The sequence below is a fragment of the Streptomyces sp. NPDC091649 genome (genome assembly GCF_044756785.1).
GTDB lineage: Bacteria > Actinomycetota > Actinomycetes > Streptomycetales > Streptomycetaceae > Streptomyces.
Genome location: NZ_JBIVTR010000001.1, coordinates 109,755 through 129,682, shown reverse-complemented (window position 1 = coordinate 129,682; position 19,928 = coordinate 109,755). Strand labels below are relative to the sequence as shown.

The following is a 19,928-nucleotide window of genomic DNA, read 5'->3' as shown; positions in this document are numbered from 1 at the left end:
CGTGGCCGGTTTCGTGCTGTCCTGCCGCCCGCGCGACCCCTCCCCGCACCGTATGCGGCGTACGCCGCGTGGCAGGCGGGGCACCGGACGCGCCACCCCGGCTTCATCCGGCCGTAACACGCGCTCCCGCTTCGTCACGCCCGCGAAACACCGTGCGGCATCCCCGGAAACGGCCCTCGGCCAACCTCGTGGCTCATAACCGGCCCGCACCTTCCCAGTGGTCCCGCAGCATTCCCCGCACGCCGCGGCCGCACCGACGACGAGGAGACGCCGATGCCCCCAGGCATCACGACGCTTGCCGCAGACGCCCCCGGGCTGTCTGCCGCCAACACCGGGTTCATGCTCATCTGCTCGGCCCTGGTGATGCTCATGACCCCCGGCCTGGCCTTCTTCTACGGAGGCATGGTCCGCGTCAAGAGCACCCTCAACATGCTGATGATGAGCTTCATCAGCCTCGGGATCGTCACCATCCTGTGGGTGCTCTACGGATTCAGCCTCGCCTTCGGCTCCGACGTCGGCTCGGTCATCGGCTGGAGCACCGACTACGTCGGCCTCAGCGGCATCGGAGTCACCGAACTCTGGGACGGCTACACCATCCCGGTGTACGTCTTCGCCGTCTTTCAGCTGATGTTCGCCGTCCTCACCCCGGCCCTGATCAGCGGCGCCCTGGCCGACCGGGTGAAGTTCACGGCCTGGGCGGCGTTCGTCGTCCTGTGGGTCAGCGTCGTCTACTTCCCGGTCGCCCACTGGGTCTGGGGCTCCGGCGGCTGGCTCTTCGAGATGGGCGTCATCGACTTCGCCGGCGGCACGGCCGTCCACATCAACGCCGGCGGCGCCGCTCTCGGCGTCATCCTGGTCATCGGCAAGCGCATCGGTTTCAAGAAGGACCCGATGCGCCCGCACAGCCTGCCCCTCGTCATGCTCGGCGCGGCCCTCCTGTGGTTCGGCTGGTTCGGCTTCAACGCCGGGTCCTGGCTCGGCAACGACGACGGCGTCGGCGCGGTCATGTTCCTGAACACCCAGGTCGCCACCGCCGCCGCCGTCCTCGGCTGGCTCGTCTACGAGAAGCTGCGCCACGGCTCCTTCACCACCCTGGGCGCCGCCTCCGGCGCGGTCGCCGGACTCGTCGCCATCACCCCGGCGGGCGGCTCCGTCAGCCCGCTCGGCGCCATCGCGATCGGCGCCGTCGCCGGCGTCCTGTGCGCCATGGCGGTCGGCCTGAAGTACAGGTTCGGCTATGACGACTCCCTCGACGTCATCGGCGTCCATCTCGTCGGCGGCATCATCGGCTCGCTCCTCGTCGGCTTCTTCGCCACCGGCGGCGTCCAGTCCGACGCCAAGGGCCTCTTCTACGGCGGCGGCCTCGAACAGCTCGGCAAGCAGGCCGTCGGCGTCGTCGCCGTCCTCGGGTACTCCCTGGTTCTCTCCGCCCTCATCGCCCTCCTGCTCGACCGGACCATCGGGATGCGGGTCTCCGAGGACGACGAGATCTCCGGCATCGACCAGGTCGAGCACGCCGAGACGGCGTACGACTTCAGCGGTGCCGGCGGCGGCACGGTCTCCCGCCCCGCCGCGTCGGCCCAGGACCCGACGGCAGCACCGAAGACACAGAAGGTGGACGCATGAAGCTCATCACCGCAGTCGTGAAGCCCCACCGCCTGGACGAGATCAAGGAGGCCCTCCAGACCTTCGGCGTCCAGGGGCTCACCGTCACCGAAGCCAGCGGTTACGGGCGCCAGCGCGGCCACACCGAGGTCTACCGGGGCGCCGAGTACACCGTCGACCTGGTTCCCAAGATCCGCATCGAGGTCCTCGTCGAGGACGAGGACGCCGAACAGCTCATCGAGGTCGTCGTCAAGGCCGCCCGCACCGGAAAGATCGGGGACGGGAAGGTCTGGAGCGTGCCGGTCGAGACCGCCGTCCGCGTCCGGACGGGCGAGCGCGGCCCGGACGCCCTCTGACCGACGACCCGCCAACGGAAGGCAGCCGGGTGACGCGTACCGAAGTGACCACGGAAACCGAAGGCCCGGGGCCCAGCGGCTACGCGGCGGCCCGGCTGCGCCTCCTCCAGCAGGAGGCGCGGCCCGGGCCGCCGCGCCGTGCGGCCCTCGCCCGCCTCACCGACGACTGGCTCACCGGCCTGTTCACCGCCGCCGCGACACGCGCAGGGGTGCGCGGCGCCGCCCTCGTCGCCGTCGGCGGCTACGGCCGCGGCGAGCTCTCCCCGCGCAGCGACCTCGACCTGCTCCTGCTGCACGACGGCAGCGCCGGCGCGGCGGCCCTCGCCGCCCTGGCCGACGGCATCTGGTACCCGGTCTGGGACCTGGGCCTGGCCCTCGACCACTCCGTACGCACCCCGGGCGAGGCCAGGAAGGCGGCGGGCGAGGACGTCAAGGTCCAGCTCGGCCTGCTGGACGCCCGCCCGGTCGCCGGCGACCCCGGCCTCGCCTCAGCCCTGCGCACCGCGGTCCTCGCGGACTGGCGCGACCAGGCCCCCAAGCGCCTCCCCGCCCTCCACGAGCTGTGCCGGGACCGCGCGGAGCGGACGGGCGAGCTCCAGTTCCTCCTGGAACCCGACCTCAAGGAGGCCCGCGGCGGTCTCCGCGACGCCACCGTCCTGCGCGCGGTGGCCGCCTCCTGGGTCGCCGACGCTCCCCGCGAAGGGCTCGCCGAGGCCCGCGCGGTCCTCCTGGACGCCCGCGACGCGCTGCACCTCACCACCGGTCGCGCCACCGACCGCCTCGCCCTCCAGGAACAGGACCAGGTCGCCCGGGCCCTCGGCCTCCTGGACGCCGACGCCCTGCTGCACACGGTGTACGAGGCCGCCCGCACCGTCTCGTACGCCACCGACGTCACCTGGCGCGAGGTCAACCGGGTCCTGCGCGCCCGCTCCGTCCGCCCGAGGCTCCGCGCCGTGCTCAGCGGCCGCGTCTCCGCCAGGCCCGCCCCCGAACGCACCCCGCTCGCCGACGGCGTGGTGGAAGCGGACGGCGAAGTGGTCCTCGCCCGCGCGGCCCGCCCCGAACGCGACCCGGCCCTCCCTCTGCGCGCGGCGGCGGCCGCGGCCGAGGCCGGACTCCCGCTCTCCCGCCATCTCGTCCGCCACCTGGCCGCGACCGCCCGGCCGCTGCCCGTCCCCTGGCCCCCCGAGGCCCGCGAGGAACTCGTCACGCTGCTCGGCGCGGGTGAGGCCACCGTCGGAGTCTGGGAGGCGCTCGAAGCGGAAGGGCTCGTCACCCGGCTGCTGCCCGACTGGGAACACGTCCGCTGCCGCCCGCAGCGCAACGCCGTCCACACCTGGACCGTCGACCGGCACCTCGTGGAGACCGCCGTCCGCGCCGCCTCCCTCACCCGCCGCGTCCACCGCCCCGACCTCCTCCTGATCGCCGCCCTCCTCCACGACATCGGCAAGGGCAGGCCCGGCGACCACTCCGTGGCCGGCGAGGCCATCGCCCGGGACACGGCCACCCGCATCGGGTTCGACCAGCACGACGTGCGCGTCATCGCCACCCTCGTACGCCACCATCTGCTGCTCGTCGACACCGCCACCCGGCGCGACCTCGACGATCCCGCCACCGTGCGGTCGGTGGCCGCCGCCGTCTCCAGCACCTCCACCCTGGAACTCCTGCACGCCCTCACGGAGGCGGACGCGCTCGCCACGGGGCCCGCCGCCTGGAGTGCCTGGCGCGCCTCCCTCGTCACCGACCTGGTCGGACGCGTCGCCGCCGTCCTCGCCGGGCAGTCGCCCGAGGAGCCGGGGGAGGACGCGCCCGGCGCCGAGCACGAACGCCTCGCCGTCGAGGCCCTGCGCACCGGCGAACCCGTCCTGACCCTGCGCACCGGGCCCGAGGAGCCCGCCGGGGACGGCGAAGTGGAACCCGTCGGCGTCGAACTCCTCATCGCCCTGCCCGACCGCCCCGGCGTCCTGCCCGCCGCCGCCGGAGTCCTCGCCCTGCACCGCCTCACCGTGCGTTCCGCCGACCTGCGCGCGGTGGAGCTGCCCGACGAGCTGGGTGAGCGGGCGGACCTGCTGCTGCTCAGCTGGCGGGTCGCCGCCGAGTACGGGTCCCTCCCGCAGGCCGCCCGCCTCCGCGCCGACCTCGTACGCGCCCTCGACGGCTCCCTGGACATCCGGGCCCGCCTGGCCGAGCGCGAGGCCGCCTACCCGCGCCGACGCGGCGTGAAGGCCCCGCCGCCCCGGGTGGCCGTGGCCGCCGCGGGCTCCCGTCGCGCCACCGTCATCGAGGTCCGCGCCCAGGACGCCCCGGGCCTGCTGCACCGGATCGGCCGGGCCCTCGAACAGAGCGCGGTACGGGTGCGCAGCGCCCATGTCTCCACCCTCGGCGCCAACGCCGTGGACGCCTTCTACGTCACCGGGGCCGACGGCGGACCGCTGCCCCCGGCCCGGGCCGCGGAGGTCGCCCGGGAGGTCGAGAAGACCCTCGGCCGGCCGCTGACGACAAGCCCTCGTCCGGCAGGTTCCGGGCGAGGGCTTGGTGTTCTCCGGGGGACGGATACCCTGGAGGGCGACTGACCTGCCCCGCCCCCGACCCTGAGGACCGACGAGCGCCGTGTTCGATACTCTCTCCGACCGCCTTAGCGCGACTTTCAAGAACCTCAGGGGCAAGGGCCGCTTGTCCGAGGCGGACATCGACGCCACGGCACGCGAGATCCGTATCGCCCTGCTGGAAGCCGACGTCGCCCTGCCCGTGGTCCGGGCCTTCATCGCCAACGTGAAGGAGCGGGCGCGCGGCGTCGAGGTCTCCCAGGCGCTGAACCCCGCCCAGCAGGTCGTCAAGATCGTCAACGAGGAGCTCGTCTCCATCCTCGGCGGCGAGACCCGGCGGCTGCGGTTCGCCAAGAACCCGCCCACCGTCATCATGCTCGCCGGCCTCCAGGGCGCGGGCAAGACGACACTGGCCGGAAAGCTCGGCCTCTGGCTGAAGAGCCAGGGCCACTCCCCGCTGCTCGTCGCCTGCGACCTCCAGCGCCCCAACGCCGTCAACCAGCTGAGCGTCGTCGCCGAGCGCGCCGGCGTCGCGGTGTACGCCCCCGAGCCGGGCAACGGCGTCGGCGACCCGGTCCAGGTCGCCGAGGACTCCATCGAGTTCGCCAAGTCCAAGGTCCACGACATCGTCATCGTCGACACCGCCGGCCGCCTCGGTATCGACCAGGAGCTGATGCGGCAGGCCGCGGACATCCGCGACGCCGTCAGCCCCGACGAGATCCTCTTCGTCGTCGACGCGATGATCGGACAGGACGCGGTCAACACCGCCGAGGCATTCCGCGACGGCGTCGGCTTCGACGGCGTGGTGCTCTCCAAGCTCGACGGTGACGCCCGCGGTGGCGCGGCCCTGTCGATCGCCCATGTCACGGGCAAGCAGGTCATGTTCGCGTCGAACGGCGAGAAGCTGGAGGACTTCGACGCGTTCCACCCCGACCGGATGGCCTCCCGCATCCTCGACATGGGTGACCTGCTCACCCTGATCGAGCAGGCGGAGAAGACGTTCAGCCAGGAAGAGGCCGCCAAAATGGCCTCGAAGCTGCAGTCGAGCAAGGGCGGCAAGGACTTCACGCTCGACGACTTCCTGGCCCAGATGGAGCAGGTCCGCAAGATGGGCTCCATCTCCAAGCTGCTCGGGATGCTGCCCGGCATGGGGCAGATCAAGGACCAGATCAACAACATCGACGAGCGCGACATCGACCGCACCGCCGCGATCATCAAGTCGATGACCCCCAGGGAGCGCGCCGAACCGACGCTCATCAACGGCTCGCGCCGGGCCCGTATCGCCAAGGGCTCCGGCGTCGAGGTCTCCGCCGTCAAGAGTCTGGTGGAGCGCTTCTTCGAGGCCCGCAAGATGATGTCGAAGATGGCTCAGGGCGGCGGCATGCCCGGGATGCCGGGGATGCCCGGCATGGGTGGCGGCCCCGGCCGCCAGAAGAAGCAGGTCAAGCAGGCCAAGGGCAAGCGCAAGAGCGGCAACCCCATGAAGCGCAAGGCCGAGGAGGCCGCCGCAGCGGAGCGCCGCGAGCAGGCGGCGGCCCAGGGCGGCGCGTTCGGTCTGCCCGCCCAGGAGGACAAGAACTTCGAGCTGCCGGACGAGTTCAAGAAGTTCATGTAGGACCGTCCGAGCACCATGCGTGAGGGGCGCCCTTGAGCAAGGGCGCCCCTCACGCATGACGTGCCGTCCGCCCGCTCAGGTCACGCAGACCAGATAGCGGAAGACGTTGGGCATCCACACCGTCCCGTCCTGCCGCCGGTACGGACCCAGCGCCTCCGCCACCTCCTTCTCCACCCGGGAGCGGCCCGCGGCCCGTACGGCCGCGTCGAAGAGCCCGGTGGACAGCAGCCCGCGCACCGCGCTGCTCACGTCCGCGTAGCCGAACGGGCAGGAGACCCGCCCCGAACCGTCCGGCTTCAGCCCGGCCCGCGCCGCCACGTCCTCCAGATCGTCCCGGAGCGTCGGCCGCCACCTGCCCGGCTCCGTACGGGGCGGGCGGGTGGACTCCGCCAGCCGGGCGGCCACCCGCAGCACGGCGGCCGTGGCGCAGCGCTCCGGAGGGCCCCAGCCGGTCAGCACCACCGCGGCGCCCCGGACGGCCAGCGGCACGGCCGACCGCAGCGTGGGCATCAGCTCCTCGGAGTCGCCCGCCGCGCAGCCGATCGGCTCGAAGAGCGTGATCAGGTTGTACGGAGCGCCGTCCGCGCCGGCGGGCGCGGGCCGCCCGTCCTCCAGCAGCCGGGCCCGCCGACGGGCCGGATGCGGGGAGTGCGCGGGCGCGTCGTCCCAGTCGGCGTCGGGCAGCAGCCGCGCGCGGGCCAGCGCCAGGCGCTCCCGGTCGGAGTCCACACCCGTGACGTGCGCCCCCCGGGCCGCCGCGACCAGCATCGCGAGACCCGAGCCGCAGCCGAGGGACAGCATCCGGGTGGCGGCCCCGACTTCCATCCGGTCGTACACCGCCTCGTACAGCGGCGCGAGCATGCGTTCCTGGATCTCGGCCCAGTCGCGTGCGCGGGTACCGGCGACCGCCGGCGCGGAGGCGTCCGCGGCCGGCTGGTTCCGGACGAGCGTTGGTGTCATGGAAAGTGCCCCAATCCGCCAAGAGGTCGGTCGTGCCCGAGTGGACGTCCCCCGTGTGCGTATGTTCCGCACCCCCGAAGCCAGAGAACTGCGCATCCGCCGTTCCGTCCAGGGGTCGTGGAGCAGTGCTTGCGTGCCCCGGTCGTGCGCCCCGCGCCACGTGTGCTCTCCGACCAGTCTTACCCGACACCCCGCGCCGGGCACGTCGAGCGGAGGGGCGGGTAGTCTCTCGGGCGGATTCGTCAGGAGCGCGGGCCGCTCGCGCACCTCACCCGCACAGCGTCCGGCGCACCGCGCGCTGTGCACCACCTTGGTGTGAGCTGTGCGTCTTCTCCGCAGTTCTGCGCACCCGCCCTCGTCCGGACGCATCAAGGGCAACTGACTGGTACGTGCAAATTATTTGGGATGCCCCGGAATAGGAACACCGGAGCACTCGGGCTCGTTGTCACGACGTGAGCACGACACCACCTGTACTTGCCGCAGAGCTGGCACAGGCGTGGGCCGACATTCAGCGGTACCACCCCGAGCTGCCCGATCTTGCCGCGCCCGAGTCCCTGATCGGAGAGTCCTCGTCCGCCTGTGGCGCCGAGCTCTCCTTCGAGCGACTGCTCCACGAGGCAGTCCACGGCATCGCCGCCGCGAGAGGAGTCCGAGACACCTCCCGCGCCGGCCGCTACCACAACCGACGCTTCCTCGCGATCGCCGAGGAGCTGGGCCTCGATCATGCCGAGGAACCCCACCCCAGCAGCGGATTCTCGCTGGTCACGCTGGTTCCGGAAGCCAAGCGCCGGTACCGCCCGACCATCGAACGGCTGCAGCGCGCCCTCAAGGCGCACACCGTCGCCACCGCCGCCGACACCAAGCGCTCCTTCCGCGGCCCCGCCGCCCGGCACGGTTCCTCCGGGGGCGGTGTGCGGGTCAAGGCCGTCTGCGACTGCGGACGCAACGTCCGCGTCGTCCCGTCGGTCCTGGCGCAGGCGCCGATCGTCTGCGGTGGCTGCGGCAAGCCGTTCCGGATCCCGGAAGCGGCGGTCGCGGTGGGGTGAGCCGACGGGGTGTGGCACAATGGCTAGCTGTACTCGACAGTCGCACAGGACCCCTCTCTCCTCCGGCTGACGCGTCCATCGGGCACTCCGAGTACCGCAACCCCACGTGGCATCTAGTTGTGCCCAACCACGTCATAGACCAGGAGACACCACTTCCGTGGCAGTCAAGATCAAGCTGAAGCGTCTGGGCAAGATCCGTTCGCCTCACTACCGCATCGTCGTCGCCGACTCCCGTACCCGCCGTGATGGCCGGGCCATCGAGGAGATCGGCCTGTACCACCCGGTGCAGAACCCCTCGCGCATCGAGGTCAACGCAGAGCGCGCGCAGTACTGGCTGTCCGTCGGCGCCCAGCCGACCGAGCCGGTCCTCGCGATCCTGAAGCTCACCGGTGACTGGCAGGCCCACAAGGGCCTCCCGGCCCCCGCGCCGCTGCTGCAGCCGGAGCCCAAGGCCGACAAGCGCGCGCTGTTCGAGGCACTGACCTCGGACGGCGACGAGGCCAAGGGTGAGGCCATCACCCCCAAGGCCAAGAAGTCCGACAAGAAGGCGGACGAGGCGGCCGACGCCGCGTCCACCGAGTCGACCGAGGCCTGAGCATGCTCGAGGAGGCTCTCGAGCACCTCGTGAAGGGCATCGTCGACAACCCCGACGACGTGCAGGTTGCCGAGCGCACCCTGCGCCGCGGGCGCGTGCTGGAGGTCCGGGTCCACCCCGACGACCTCGGCAAGGTGATCGGCCGTAACGGCCGCACCGCTCGCGCTCTGCGGACAGTCGTGGGCGCCATCGGCGGCCGTGGGATCCGCGTCGACCTCGTCGATGTGGACCAGGTTCGCTGACAAGCGAGTTGAACACCGGCCAGGGCCGGGGAGGGCCTTCGGGCCGTCCCCGGCCTTTGTCGTCGGCCACCCGGGACGTTTCCGCGACAGGCCGGCGTCCCCACCCACCAATCGGAGAACAGCGTGCAGTTGGTAGTCGCGCGGATCGGCCGCGCCCACGGCATCAAGGGCGAAGTCACCGTCGAGGTACGAACGGACGAGCCGGAGCTGCGGCTCGGACCCGGCGCCGTCCTGGCCACCGAACCGGCGGCGACGGGCCCGCTGACCATCGAGACGGGGCGGGTCCACAGCGGCAGGCTCCTGCTGCGCTTCGAGGGTGTGCGTGACCGCACCGGCGCCGAGGCGCTGCGCAACACCCTGCTGATCGCCGAGGTGGACCCGGAGGAACTCCCCGAGGACCCCGAGGAGTTCTACGACCACCAGCTGATCGACCTCGACGTGGTGCTCGCCGACGGCACCGGGATCGGCCGGATCACCGAGATCTCCCACCTGCCCTCCCAGGACCTGTTCATCGTGGAGCGCCCCGACGGCTCCGAGGTGATGATCCCCTTCGTGGAGGAGATCGTCACGGAGATCGACCTGGAGGAGCAGCGCGCGGTCATCACCCCGCCGCCCGGCCTGATCGACGAGAGCGAGGCCGTGATCGCCTCCTCGCGCGACGAAGAGGAAGACGCCGCCGGGGACGCGGACGAGGCGCCGAAGGGCGACGCCTGATGCGGCTCGACGTCGTCACGATCTTCCCGGAGTACCTGGAACCGCTGAACGTCTCCCTCGTCGGCAAGGCCCGCGCCCGCCGGGTGCTCGACGTCCACGTCCACGACCTGCGGGAATGGACGTACGACCGGCACAACACGGTCGATGACACCCCCTACGGCGGCGGCCCCGGCATGGTCATGAAGACCGAGCCCTGGGGCGAGGCGCTGGACGAGACCCTGGCCGACGGCTACGAGACCGGGGCCCGCTCCCCGGTGCTCGTCGTGCCCACGCCCAGCGGCCGCCCGTTCACCCAGGAGCTGGCCGTCGAACTCTCCGCCGAGCCCTGGCTCGTCTTCGCCCCGGCGCGGTACGAGGGCATCGACCGCCGGGTGATCGACGAGTACGCCACCCGGCTTCGGGTCGTCGAGGTCTCCATCGGGGACTACGTACTGGCCGGCGGGGAAGCGGCCGTCCTGGTGATCACGGAGGCCGTGGCCCGGCTGCTGCCCGGCGTCCTCGGCAACGCCGAGTCCCACCGGGACGACTCCTTCGCCCCGGGCGCGATGGCCGACCTCCTGGAGGGCCCCGTCTACACCAAGCCGCCCGAGTGGCGCGGCCGTTCCATCCCGGACGTCCTGCTCAGCGGCCACCACGGCAAGATCGCACGTTGGCGGCGGGACCAGGCGTTCGCCCGCACCGCCCTCAACCGGCCCGACCTGATCGAGCGGTGCGAGGCCGGCGCCTTCGACAAGAAGGACCGCGAGATCCTCTCCATCCTCGGCTTCGCACCGGAGCCCGGCGGCCGATTTTGGCGCAGGCCCACAGCCGTGGAAGAATAGGCCGCTGCTGTACGTCCGGAGTGCGCCCCTGCCACAGGGGGACAGACGCCCGCCCGATGTGATCAGCACCCGAACTCTTCAACGACATTCCGTCGATGACCTGTGGCATCGGCGAAGAAAGCAGAAACCATGACTTCCCTGCTCGATGGCGTCAACGCCGCCACCCTCCGTTCGGACGTCCCGGCGTTCCGCCCCGGTGACACCGTCAACGTCCACGTGCGCGTGATCGAGGGCAACCGCTCCCGTATCCAGCAGTTCAAGGGCATCGTCATCCGCCGCCAGGGCTCGGGCGTCAGCGAGACCTTCACGGTCCGCAAGGTCTCCTTCAGCGTCGGCGTCGAGCGTACCTTCCCGGTGCACAGCCCGATCTTCGAGAAGATCGAGCTCGTCACCCGCGGTGACGTCCGTCGCGCCAAGCTGTACTTCCTCCGTGAGCTGCGCGGCAAGGCCGCGAAGATCAAGGAGAAGCGCGACAACTGAGCTGTCGTCGAGGGAGCCGCTCCGGCATGACCGGCAAGGCACCCTCTGGCGTCCACAGTGCGGCCGGATAGGATTCGGCCGCGATGGACACGCCGACACAGCACTCGGAGCGCGACCGCTCCCCGGAACCCGACACCGGGCCCGGGGAGAGGTCGCGCTCTTCGCGTACGCGGGCCCGTATCGCCTCCGCGCTGTCCTGGCGGCGGGTGCTCGGCGGCGCGGTCGCGGCCACCGTCGCCCTGCTGCTGTTCAGCTCCTACGTGGTGCAGCCCTTCCTGATCCCCAGCCGCTCGATGGAACCCACGCTGCGGGTCGGGGACCGGGTCCTCGTCAACAAGCTGGCGTACCGTTTCGGCGCCGAGCCGGAGCGCGGCGACGTGGTGGTCTTCGACGGCACCGGCTCGTTCGTGCGCGAGGACCTCGGCGCGAACCCCCTGACCGGACTGGTGCACGGGGCGGCGGCCTCCCTGGGACTCGCCGAGCCCGCCGACACCGACTTCGTGAAGCGCGTCGTGGGAGTGGGCGGCGACCGCGTCGTCTGCTGCGACGCCCGCGGGAGGCTCGCGGTCAACGACGTGACGGTGGACGAGCCGTATCTGTACCCCGGTGACACCGCTTCCCGTGCCCCCTTCGACATCGTGGTGCCCGCAGGGACCCTGTGGATGATGGGCGACCACCGCAGCCGCTCCCGCGACTCCCGGGACCACCTCGGATCGCCGGGGGGCGGGATGGTCCCCGTCGAGCGGGTGACCGGCCGGGTGGACTGGCTGGGCTGGCCGCCCGCCCGGGCGGGCTCGCTGGAGGGGACCGGGGCCTTCGGCGGCGTACGGGCGCCCGGCGCGGCGCATGGGTAACCGCGGACGTCCGCGCGGCGCTCCGGAACCCGACGCGTCCGCGCCGGCCGGGAGCGTGTCCACCGGGCCGCGCTCCCTGCCCACCCGGGCGGAACGCCGCCGGCTCGCCAGGAAGGTCCGGCGCAGGCGCCGCCGGTCCGCGGTGAAGGAGGTACCCGTCCTCGTCGTCGTGGCGCTGCTGATCGCGCTCGTCCTGAAGACGTTCCTGGTCCAGGCGTTCGTCATCCCCTCCGGATCGATGGAACAGACCATCCGGATCGGCGACCGGGTGCTGGTGGACAAACTGACCCCGTGGTTCGGATCGAAGCCGCAGCGCGGCGACGTCGTGGTGTTCGAGGACCCCGGCGGCTGGCTCCGGCAGGAGAACCCCGGGGAGCAGAAGGACCGGCCGGCCGGCGTCAAGCAGGTCACCGAACTGCTGGCCTTCATCGGACTGCTGCCGTCCGACGACGAGCAGGACCTGATCAAGCGGGTCATCGCGGTCGGCGGCGACACCGTGAAGTGCTGCGGCGAGGACGGCCGGGTCACCGTCAACGGCACAGCGCCGGCCGAGACGTACCTCCACCCCGACGACCGGCCCTCGGCCATCCCGTTCGAGGTGAAGGTCCCCCCGGGGCGGCTGTTCGTGATGGGGGACCACCGCTCCGACTCCGCCGACTCCCGCTTCCACCTCGACGAACCCGAACACGGCACGGTCGCGGAGGAAGAGGTCGTGGGGAGGGCCGTCGTGATCGCCTGGCCCTTCGGCCACTGGAGCACGCTGGAGGAGCGCGACGCCTTCGCCGCGGTCCCGGACGCGCGTACATCGAAGGCGGCGGTTTCGGCCCCGTCGAATAGTGTGGCACCTCCGGATCGCTATGGAATGGTCCGGCTCCCGACCCCTGCGGAACTCCCGCTCGTTATGGGAGTGGTGGGCCTGCACCGGATCGGGCGCGGGCAGTGGCACGTATTGAGGAGTGGATGTGGGGGATTTGGCGGTCGGCGCACGATCCGGACACGACGAACCCGAGGACCGGCCGGAGCGCGACGAGTCTCCCGCGGGAGGGGCGGCGGTCCCGCCGGAGGGTGAGGACGACACCTCGGACGGCGACGGTGGCAGGCGCCCCAGGAGGCAGCGGTCCTTCTGGCTGGAGCTGCCGCTGCTCGTCGGCATCGCCCTGGTCCTGGCGCTGCTGATCAAGACGTTCCTGGTCCAGGCGTTCTCGATCCCCTCGGACTCCATGCAGAACACTCTGCAGCGGGGCGACCGGGTGCTGGTCGACAAGCTGACCCCGTGGTTCGGCTCGGAGCCGGAGCGCGGCGAGGTCGTGGTCTTCCACGACCCGGGCGGCTGGCTGGAGGACACCGTGACCCCGGAGCCCAACGCGGTGCAGAAGTTCCTGAGCTTCATCGGCCTGATGCCGTCCTCCGAGGAGAAGGACCTGATCAAGCGGGTCATCGCGGTCGGCGGCGACACCGTGGAGTGCAAGGAGAACGGGCCGGTCATGGTCAACGGGAAGAGCCTGGACGAGAAGTCGTTCATCTTCCCGGGGAACACTCCGTGCAACGACAAGCCGTTCGGCCCGATCGAGGTGCCGGACGGACGGATCTTCGTCATGGGCGACCACCGGCAGAACTCCCTGGACTCGCGCTACCACCAGGAGCTCCCGGGCCAGGGCACGGTCTCCACGGAAGAGGTCGTCGGCCGCGCCGTCGTCGTCGCCTGGCCGTTGGACCGCTGGTCGACCCTCCCGGTCCCCGGCACCTTCGACCAGTCCGGTCTGAACGCGGCCGCCTCGATGGCGCCGGCCGCACTGGGCGTGGCCGGAGCGCTGCCCCTCGTGCTGTGGCGCCGCAGGAGGCTGACCTCCGGGGGTACCGCCGGGTAGGGTGCCGACTCGGATCAGCGATTGTCGATCTCCGACGGGGGAGCGCTGGGATGAGCCGTACAGAACGCGAGAAATCCGGCCGCGGCCGGCCCGGCGCCCTGGTGTCGGGTCTGGCCGTGGCCGTCGGCTGTGTGCTCTTCCTCGGAGGTTTCCTCTGGGCGGCGGTGGTCTACCAGCCGTACACGGTCCCGACCGCCTCGATGTCCCCCACGGTGAACCCCGGCGACCGGGTGCTGGCCGAGCGGATGGACGGCGCCGACGTCCGACGCGGTGACGTGGTGGTCTTCACCGACGAGGTGTGGGGCGCCACACCGATGATGAAGCGCGTCGTCGGGACCGGCGGTGACAAGGTGGCCTGCTGCGACGGGGAGGGACGGCTCACCGTGAACGGGACGCCCGTCGACGAGCCGTACCTCGCCCCGGGACCCGCCGCAGCGGGCGGGACGGCGCCGGCCTCGCCCCAGGACTTCTCCGCCACCGTGCCCCGAGGCCACATCTTCCTGCTCGGCGACGAACGGGCCACCTCCCTGGACTCCCGGGTCCACCTCCAGGACGCCGGCGAGGGCTCGGTGCCGCTGAGCGCCGTGCGGGCCCGGGTGGACGCGGTCGCCTGGCCGATGAACGGCATGATCGACCGGCCGTCCTCGTTCGCCGCGCTGCCCGGCGGGGTGTCCGCGGCCGGCCCGCTGCCGCTCCAGGTGGGCGCGATCCTGGTGGGAGCGGCGCTGATCCTCGCCGGATCGGTGTACGGGCCCCTGGCCGCGCGCCTCGCCCGCCGGAGGGCGGGCACCGGAGCGGGCCGGTGACCGCCGGGGCGCGCAGGGTCGCCCGGGTGGTCCTCCTGGACCCCGACGACCGCGTACTGCTGCTGCACGGATACGAGCCGGACGACCCGGCCGTCACTTGGTGGTTCACCCCGGGCGGCGGTCTGGAGGGCGACGAGACCCGCGAGCAGGCGGCCCGCCGCGAACTCGCCGAGGAGACCGGGATCACGGACGTCGAGCTGGGCCCGCCGCTCTGGACCCGGATCTGCTCCTTCCCCTTCGACGGGCGCCGGTGGGACCAGGACGAGTGGTACTACCTGGCCCGTACGACGCGGACCGCCACCTCTCCGCAGGGCCTCACCGACCTGGAACTGCGCAGCGTCGCCGGTCTGAGGTGGTGGACTTCCGCCGAACTGCTCACGACGCGTGAGACGGTGTACCCGACCAGACTCGCCGAGCTGCTGCGCACGCTCCTCGACGAGGGCCCCCCGAGTGATCCGCTGGTTCTGGCCCCCGAAATCGCCTAGTCGTCCAGGGGCGCCGGAGGCTGACGCACAATGGGGGCACGCACGGCTGAAGGGGAAACATGCCATGAGCGCCGAGGACCTCGAGAAGTACGAGACCGAGATGGAGCTGAAGCTCTACCGGGAGTACCGCGATGTCGTCGGTCTGTTCAAATATGTGATCGAGACCGAACGGCGCTTCTACCTCACCAACGACTACGAGATGCAGGTGCACTCCGTCCAGGGTGAGGTTTTCTTCGAGGTGTCCATGGCGGACGCCTGGGTCTGGGACATGTACCGGCCCGCGAGGTTCGTCAAGCAGGTCCGCGTGCTGACCTTCAAGGACGTCAACATCGAAGAGCTCAACAAGAGCGATCTGGAACTTCCGGGAGGCTGACCCCGCGCGGCCCGCGGTGTCGGGCCGCCGATACGCACGTGGCAGGAAGGGCCCGGTCACCCTTGCGGGTGGCCGGGTTTTCCACATCCGCGGAGTTGTCCACCAAGATCCACATCTTCGGGCGGGCCGGGTCACAGTCGGTGCCGGAGGTGGTGCCGATATGAACGCACGGGGCGCACTCGGGCGGTACGGCGAGGATCTGGCGGCGCGACTGCTGGCCGAAGCCGGGATGGCGGTCGTCGAGCGCAACTGGCGCTGTCGCGCCGGTGAGATCGACATCGTGGCCAGGGACGGCGACGCCCTGGTCTTCTGCGAGGTGAAGACGCGCAGGTCACATGCCTTCGAACACCCCATGGCGGCAGTCGGCCCGGTCAAGGCCGACCGACTGCGGCGGCTCGCCGAGATCTGGCTCGACCGGCACGGCGGACCGCCGCCCGGCGGGGCCCGCATCGATCTGATCGGGGTGACCGTGCCCCGGCGCGGGGCCCCGGTCGCGGAGCACGCCCGGGGGGTGTCCTGATGGGCTTCGCGCGAGCATGCTCCGTGGCGCTGGTCGGCGTCGAGGGCGTGGTGGTGGAGGTCCAGGCGGGCCTGGAGCCGGGAGTGGCGGCGTTCACCCTGGTCGGGCTGCCGGACAAGAGCCTGGTCGAGAGCCGGGACCGGGTGCGGGCCGCCGTGGTCAACTCCGGGGCCGAGTGGCCTCAGAAGAAGCTCACGGTCGGCCTCTCGCCGGCCTCCGTGCCCAAGAGCGGCTCGGGCTTCGACCTCGCCGTCGCCTGCGCGGTCCTCGGCGCGGCGGAGCGGATCGACCCCGCGTCCGTCGCCGACGTGGTGATGATCGGCGAACTGGGGCTGGACGGCCGGGTGCGTCCGGTGCGGGGAGTGCTGCCCGCCGTCCTCGCGGCGGCCGAAGCGGGGTACGAACAGGTCGTCGTCCCCGAGCAGACGGCCGGGGAGGCGGCCCTCGTGCCCGGAGTCTCGGTCCTCGGCGTCCGCAGCCTGCGGCAGCTCATCGCCGTCCTGTGCGACGAACCGGTGCCCGAGGAGCCCTACGACGGCCAGGGCCGCCCCGACGCCATGCTGGCCGGGCTCATGATCCCCGGCACGGGCCTCGGCACGGGGCTCGCCCCGGCCGCCGCGCGGAGCGACGGGCACCGGCCGGACCTCGCGGACGTCGCGGGGCAGCCGCGTCCGCGCCAGGCTCTGGAGGTGGCCGCCGCCGGCGGACACCACCTGCTGTTCTCCGGTCCGCCGGGCGCGGGAAAGACCATGCTGGCCGAGCGGCTGTCGTCGGTGCTGCCGCCGTTGACCCGGCAGGAATCCCTCGAAGTGACGGCGGTCCACTCCGTGGCGGGCATCCTCCCCCCGGGTGAACCGCTCGTCTCCCGGGCCCCCTACTGCGCCCCGCACCACTCCGCGACCATGCAGTCCCTGGTCGGCGGGGGCAACGGGATGCCGAGGCCCGGGGCGGTGTCCCTCGCGCACCGCGGAGTGCTCTTCCTGGACGAGGCTCCGGAGTTCTCCGGGAAGGTGCTCGACGCGCTGCGCCAGCCCCTGGAGTCCGGTCATGTAGTGGTCGCGCGGGCGGCGGGGGTGGTGCGGCTGCCGGCCCGTTTCCTGATGGTGCTGGCCGCCAATCCGTGCCCCTGCGGCCGGCACACGCTCACCGGCGCGGGCTGCGAGTGCCCGCCCTCGGTGGTCCGCCGCTACCAGGCGCGGCTGTCCGGGCCCCTGCTCGACCGGGTGGACCTGCGGATCGAGGTCGAGCCGGTCGACCGCGCGGACCTGCTGGGGCACGGCGGCCGGGGCGAGTCGACGGCCGTCGTCGCCGCACGGGTACGGGACGCCAGGGCACGGGCGGCCGAGCGGCTGGCCGACACCCCGTGGACCACGAACAGCGAGGTGCCCGGCCACGAGTTGCGGACCCGGCTGCCGGCGGCCCCGGGGGCGCTGGCGGCGGCGGAGCGGGACCTGGAACGCGGGGCTCTCACGGCCCGGGGCCTGGACCGGGTGCTGAGGGTGGCGTGGACCGTGGCCGACCTGCGGGGGGCCGGCCGCCCGGACGCCTCGGACGTGGCGGTCGCCCTGGAGCTGCGGACGGGCGTCCAGCGCGGGGTGCCGATGGGGGCGGGGCAGCGGTGACCGGGCCGGCGGAGGAGCACCGGAGCCGGTCGGAGCCGGGCGGGCGGGGAAACGCCGCGGCTTCGGGACCGGAGTGCGGGCCGACGCCCGGCCGGGAGGCTGACCGGGAGGAGGGCCGGGCGCCGGGGCGGGAGCGGGGCGAAGGCGGCGTCCGGGGGCCGGGCGGGGACCCGGAGTCGGAGCGGTCGGCCAGGGCCGCGCTGACCCGGGTGCTGGAGCCGGGGGACGAGCGCGCGGGGCGCTGGCTCCGGCGGACCGGTCCGGTGGAGCTGCTGCGGAGGCTCACCGTCGAGGACGGTTCCGCCGAGAAGCTGCCGGGAATGACCGCCGCACGACTGGGGGGATACCGGCTGCGAGCGGCCGCCGCGGAGCCGGGGCGGGATCTTGCCGCGGTCGCGGCCGCGGGCGGGCGCTTCGTCTGCCCGGGGGACCGGGAGTGGCCCAGCCAGCTGGACGACCTGGGCGACGGGCGACCCGTCGGGCTCTGGGTGCGGGGGCGGCCCGACCTGCGGCTGTGGTCCCTGCGTTCCGTCGCGGTGGTCGGCGCGAGGGCCTGCACCCCCTACGGGGCGCACATGGCGGCGACCCTGAGCTCCGGGCTCGCCGAGCGCGGGTGGGTGGTGGTGTCGGGGGCGGCGTTCGGGGTCGACGGGGCCGCACACCGCGGCGCGCTCGGCGCGGGAGGCGCGACGACGGCTGTACTGGCCTGCGGGGTCGACGTCTCCTACCCGCGCGGGCACGCCGAGTTGTTCGAGCGGCTGGCGCAACAGGGTCTCCTCGTAGCCGAGTTGCCGCCGACCTCCCACCCCACACGCAGCCGGTTCATCACGCGCAACCGCGTCATCGCCGCGCTCACCAGGGGAACGGTCGTGGTCGAGGCCGAATACCGCAGCGGGTCCTTGGTCACCGCCCGGCAGGCCCAACGGCTCGGCCGCTTCGCGATGGGGGTGCCAGGCCCCGCCACCAGCGGGCTGTCGGCGGGCGTCCACGAGTTGCTGCGCGGCGAGGGGGTGCTCGTCACCGACGCCGACGAAGTCGTCGAGCTGGTCGGGGACATCGGCGACCTCCCACCCGCCCGTCGCGGCCCGGTGCTGCCCAGGGACCACCTGGACGCGGTCACCGCGAGAGTGCTCGAAGCGCTCCCCTACCACGGTGTCACCCACCCCCGTGACCTCGCCCGCACCGCGGGGACGTCCGCCGACGAAACACTCGGCCGCCTGTACGAACTGCACTCACTGGGGTTCGTCGAACGAGAAGGCGACGTATGGCGGTTGACGCTTCCCCCGGCACGTAACGCCGACGCGCGGCGAGGCGGTACTTGACCTGGAGCATTCGGGTGAAAAGGTAAGGCCGATGACCTCGCACGATCGATCGGTGACCTGTCCGCGACCTGTGACCACGGCGGCGGCCCCGGCCCCGGCGGGCGTGGACAGCGTGAGCGGCGACACGTAATCACGCAGCATGGATCTTCCGTCCTGCGCGGACTGCGACGTCGTGGTCACGCTACGCTCACAAGGATTCCGCCCCAGACAAAAGTCCCCCAGCACTTCACGGCAGAACGGCTCAAGGCACCACATGCCCCAGCACACCTCCGGGTCTGACCGCGCGGCAGTACCACCGGTTGCGCGTGGCACTGTGCGCCCTCCGGCCCCCTCCTCCCTCGACGAGTTGTGGCGTTCCTACAAGACCACGGGTGACGAGCGGCTGCGGGAGCAGCTGATCCTGCACTACTCGCCGCTCGTGAAGTACGTCGCGGGCAGGGTGAGCGTGGGGCTGCCGTCCAACGTCGAGCAGGCCGACTTCGTCTCGTCCGGGGTCTTCGGACTGATCGACGCCATCGAGAAGTTCGACATCGAACGGGCGATCAAGTTCGAGACGTACGCGATCACCCGGATCCGGGGCGCGATGATCGACGAACTCCGCGCTCTGGACTGGATCCCGCGGTCCGTCCGGCAGAAGGCGCGGAACGTGGAGCGCGCGTACGCCACGCTGGAGGCCCGGTTCCGGCGTACGCCCTCGGAGGCCGAGGTCGCCTCGGAGATGGGTATCGCACTGGAGGAACTGCACGCTGTTTTCAGCCAGTTGTCGCTGGCGAACGTGGTCGCCCTGGAGGAGTTGCTGCACGTCGGCGGCGAGGGCGGCGACCGGCTGAGCCTGATGGACACCCTGGAGGACACCGCCGCCGACAATCCGGTGGAGGTCGCCGAGGACCGCGAGCTCAGGAGACTGCTCGCGCGGGCCATCAACACCCTCCCCGACCGGGAGAAGACCGTGGTGACCCTCTACTACTACGAGGGCCTCACCCTCGCGGAGATCGGCAATGTCCTCGGGGTGACCGAGAGCCGGGTCAGTCAGATCCACACCAAGTCCGTGCTGCAACTCCGCGCGAAGCTGGCCGACGCGGGTCGCTGACGTCCGCT

The 19,928-nt window shown here is 72.2% G+C and carries 20 protein-coding genes and 1 pseudogene; 20 read left to right on the top strand and 1 reads right to left on the bottom strand.

Translation table 11 applies throughout. The annotated features are described in order from the left end of the window. The first annotated feature begins 273 nt into the window (after window positions 1-273). From ACIQMU_RS00555 to ffh, 4 genes and pseudogenes are all read left to right on the top strand, one after another. On the top strand, window positions 274-1,626 hold the full coding sequence (locus ACIQMU_RS00555; RefSeq protein WP_352238432.1) for an ammonium transporter: 1,353 nt from the start codon (window positions 274-276) through the stop codon (window positions 1,624-1,626). Further along, window positions 1,623-1,961 (top strand): P-II family nitrogen regulator, encoded by a 339-nt coding sequence (locus ACIQMU_RS00550; protein WP_352238433.1) that lies wholly within the window; start codon window positions 1,623-1,625, stop codon window positions 1,959-1,961. Before ACIQMU_RS00555 ends, ACIQMU_RS00550 begins: the two co-directional genes overlap by 4 nt. A gap of 29 nt (window positions 1,962-1,990) precedes the next feature. Beyond that, window positions 1,991-4,447 (top strand): annotated as a pseudogene (locus ACIQMU_RS00545) ([protein-PII] uridylyltransferase); the annotation flags it as partial. A gap of 124 nt (window positions 4,448-4,571) precedes the next feature. Continuing rightward, entirely contained in the window at window positions 4,572-6,122 is a 1,551-nt protein-coding gene (ffh, locus tag ACIQMU_RS00540; RefSeq protein WP_352238434.1) for a signal recognition particle protein, read from the top strand. Between the two features lie 75 nt (window positions 6,123-6,197). Here the strand turns inward: ffh and ACIQMU_RS00535 are convergent, their stop codons facing one another. Beyond that, window positions 6,198-7,082: a methyltransferase domain-containing protein gene (locus tag ACIQMU_RS00535; RefSeq protein ID WP_402687977.1), complete on the bottom strand. Its 885-nt coding sequence runs from the start codon at window positions 7,080-7,082 to the stop codon at window positions 6,198-6,200. Window positions 7,083-7,534: 452 nt separating this feature from the next. On the opposite strand from ACIQMU_RS00535, the gene ACIQMU_RS00530 reads away from it, so the two are divergent. The 16 genes from ACIQMU_RS00530 (at window position 7,535) to whiG (ending at window position 19,920) form a co-directional block, all read left to right on the top strand. Continuing rightward, on the top strand, window positions 7,535-8,128 hold the full coding sequence (locus ACIQMU_RS00530; protein WP_265599059.1) for a hypothetical protein: 594 nt from the start codon (window positions 7,535-7,537) through the stop codon (window positions 8,126-8,128). Window positions 8,129-8,285: 157 nt separating this feature from the next. Further along, the gene (gene rpsP / locus ACIQMU_RS00525) at window positions 8,286-8,723 is read left to right on the top strand and encodes a 30S ribosomal protein S16 (protein WP_352238436.1); all 438 of its coding nucleotides are present in this window, start codon (window positions 8,286-8,288) and stop codon (window positions 8,721-8,723) included. A 2-nt stretch (window positions 8,724-8,725) separates the two neighbouring features. After that, window positions 8,726-8,965 carry an RNA-binding protein gene (locus tag ACIQMU_RS00520; protein ID WP_003965959.1) on the top strand — a complete coding sequence of 80 codons (240 nt, stop codon included), beginning with the start codon at window positions 8,726-8,728 and terminating at the stop codon, window positions 8,963-8,965. A gap of 123 nt (window positions 8,966-9,088) precedes the next feature. After that, window positions 9,089-9,679, top strand: a complete 591-nt coding sequence (gene rimM / locus ACIQMU_RS00515; RefSeq protein ID WP_352238437.1) for a ribosome maturation factor RimM — start codon at window positions 9,089-9,091, stop codon at window positions 9,677-9,679. Next, window positions 9,679-10,500 (top strand): tRNA (guanosine(37)-N1)-methyltransferase TrmD, encoded by an 822-nt coding sequence (gene trmD, locus ACIQMU_RS00510; RefSeq protein ID WP_352238438.1) that lies wholly within the window; start codon window positions 9,679-9,681, stop codon window positions 10,498-10,500. The genes rimM and trmD overlap by 1 nt, the downstream gene beginning before the upstream one ends. Window positions 10,501-10,629: 129 nt before the next feature. Further along, window positions 10,630-10,980 (top strand): 50S ribosomal protein L19, encoded by a 351-nt coding sequence (gene rplS, locus ACIQMU_RS00505; RefSeq protein WP_352238439.1) that lies wholly within the window; start codon window positions 10,630-10,632, stop codon window positions 10,978-10,980. Between the two features lie 83 nt (window positions 10,981-11,063). Beyond that, entirely contained in the window at window positions 11,064-11,834 is a 771-nt protein-coding gene (gene lepB / locus ACIQMU_RS00500) for a signal peptidase I (RefSeq protein WP_402687976.1), read from the top strand. Continuing rightward, on the top strand, window positions 11,827-12,903 hold the full coding sequence (gene lepB / locus ACIQMU_RS00495) for a signal peptidase I (protein ID WP_352238441.1): 1,077 nt from the start codon (window positions 11,827-11,829) through the stop codon (window positions 12,901-12,903). Before lepB (ACIQMU_RS00500) ends, lepB (ACIQMU_RS00495) begins: the two co-directional genes overlap by 8 nt. Beyond that, window positions 12,806-13,702, top strand: a complete 897-nt coding sequence (lepB, locus tag ACIQMU_RS00490) for a signal peptidase I (protein ID WP_352238571.1) — start codon at window positions 12,806-12,808, stop codon at window positions 13,700-13,702. Before lepB (ACIQMU_RS00495) ends, lepB (ACIQMU_RS00490) begins: the two co-directional genes overlap by 98 nt. A gap of 50 nt (window positions 13,703-13,752) precedes the next feature. Continuing rightward, window positions 13,753-14,508: a signal peptidase I gene (lepB, locus tag ACIQMU_RS00485; protein WP_352238442.1), complete on the top strand. Its 756-nt coding sequence runs from the start codon at window positions 13,753-13,755 to the stop codon at window positions 14,506-14,508. Next, a complete protein-coding gene (locus tag ACIQMU_RS00480) occupies window positions 14,505-14,993 on the top strand; it encodes an NUDIX hydrolase (protein WP_352238443.1) in 489 nt (162 codons plus the stop codon). Before lepB (ACIQMU_RS00485) ends, ACIQMU_RS00480 begins: the two co-directional genes overlap by 4 nt. Before the next feature lie 64 nt (window positions 14,994-15,057). Continuing rightward, entirely contained in the window at window positions 15,058-15,366 is a 309-nt protein-coding gene (locus ACIQMU_RS00475; protein ID WP_003965949.1) for a DUF2469 domain-containing protein, read from the top strand. A 160-nt stretch (window positions 15,367-15,526) separates the two neighbouring features. After that, window positions 15,527-15,886 (top strand): YraN family protein, encoded by a 360-nt coding sequence (locus tag ACIQMU_RS00470; RefSeq protein WP_352238444.1) that lies wholly within the window; start codon window positions 15,527-15,529, stop codon window positions 15,884-15,886. Continuing rightward, the gene (locus ACIQMU_RS00465; RefSeq protein ID WP_352238445.1) at window positions 15,886-17,508 is read left to right on the top strand and encodes a YifB family Mg chelatase-like AAA ATPase; all 1,623 of its coding nucleotides are present in this window, start codon (window positions 15,886-15,888) and stop codon (window positions 17,506-17,508) included. The genes ACIQMU_RS00470 and ACIQMU_RS00465 overlap by 1 nt, the downstream gene beginning before the upstream one ends. 209 nt (window positions 17,509-17,717) lie before the next feature. Next, the gene (gene dprA, locus ACIQMU_RS00460) at window positions 17,718-18,830 is read left to right on the top strand and encodes a DNA-processing protein DprA (protein ID WP_402688234.1); all 1,113 of its coding nucleotides are present in this window, start codon (window positions 17,718-17,720) and stop codon (window positions 18,828-18,830) included. Window positions 18,831-19,083: 253 nt separating this feature from the next. After that, window positions 19,084-19,920, top strand: coding sequence for an RNA polymerase sigma factor WhiG (gene whiG / locus ACIQMU_RS00455; RefSeq protein WP_030085080.1), 837 nt, complete (start codon window positions 19,084-19,086; stop codon window positions 19,918-19,920). The last annotated feature ends 8 nt before the right edge of the window (window positions 19,921-19,928 follow it).

What these genes read in the sequence shown, in the direction of transcription:
- ACIQMU_RS00535 (WP_402687977.1), bottom strand. Translation starts at nt 7,082, where the DNA reads ATGACACCAACGCTCGTCCGGAACCAGCCGGCCGCGGACGCCTCCGCG.
- lepB (WP_352238441.1), top strand. Translation starts at nt 11,827, where the DNA reads ATGGGTAACCGCGGACGTCCGCGCGGCGCTCCGGAACCCGACGCGTCC.
- ACIQMU_RS00550 (WP_352238433.1), top strand. Translation starts at nt 1,623, where the DNA reads ATGAAGCTCATCACCGCAGTCGTGAAGCCCCACCGCCTGGACGAGATC.
- trmD (WP_352238438.1), top strand. Translation starts at nt 9,679, where the DNA reads ATGCGGCTCGACGTCGTCACGATCTTCCCGGAGTACCTGGAACCGCTG.
- lepB (WP_352238442.1), top strand. Translation starts at nt 13,753, where the DNA reads ATGAGCCGTACAGAACGCGAGAAATCCGGCCGCGGCCGGCCCGGCGCC.
- whiG (WP_030085080.1), top strand. Translation starts at nt 19,084, where the DNA reads ATGCCCCAGCACACCTCCGGGTCTGACCGCGCGGCAGTACCACCGGTT.
- lepB (WP_402687976.1), top strand. Translation starts at nt 11,064, where the DNA reads ATGGACACGCCGACACAGCACTCGGAGCGCGACCGCTCCCCGGAACCC.
- ACIQMU_RS00555 (WP_352238432.1), top strand. Translation starts at nt 274, where the DNA reads ATGCCCCCAGGCATCACGACGCTTGCCGCAGACGCCCCCGGGCTGTCT.
- ACIQMU_RS00475 (WP_003965949.1), top strand. Translation starts at nt 15,058, where the DNA reads ATGAGCGCCGAGGACCTCGAGAAGTACGAGACCGAGATGGAGCTGAAG.
- ACIQMU_RS00520 (WP_003965959.1), top strand. Translation starts at nt 8,726, where the DNA reads ATGCTCGAGGAGGCTCTCGAGCACCTCGTGAAGGGCATCGTCGACAAC.
- rplS (WP_352238439.1), top strand. Translation starts at nt 10,630, where the DNA reads ATGACTTCCCTGCTCGATGGCGTCAACGCCGCCACCCTCCGTTCGGAC.
- ACIQMU_RS00470 (WP_352238444.1), top strand. Translation starts at nt 15,527, where the DNA reads ATGAACGCACGGGGCGCACTCGGGCGGTACGGCGAGGATCTGGCGGCG.
- ACIQMU_RS00465 (WP_352238445.1), top strand. Translation starts at nt 15,886, where the DNA reads ATGGGCTTCGCGCGAGCATGCTCCGTGGCGCTGGTCGGCGTCGAGGGC.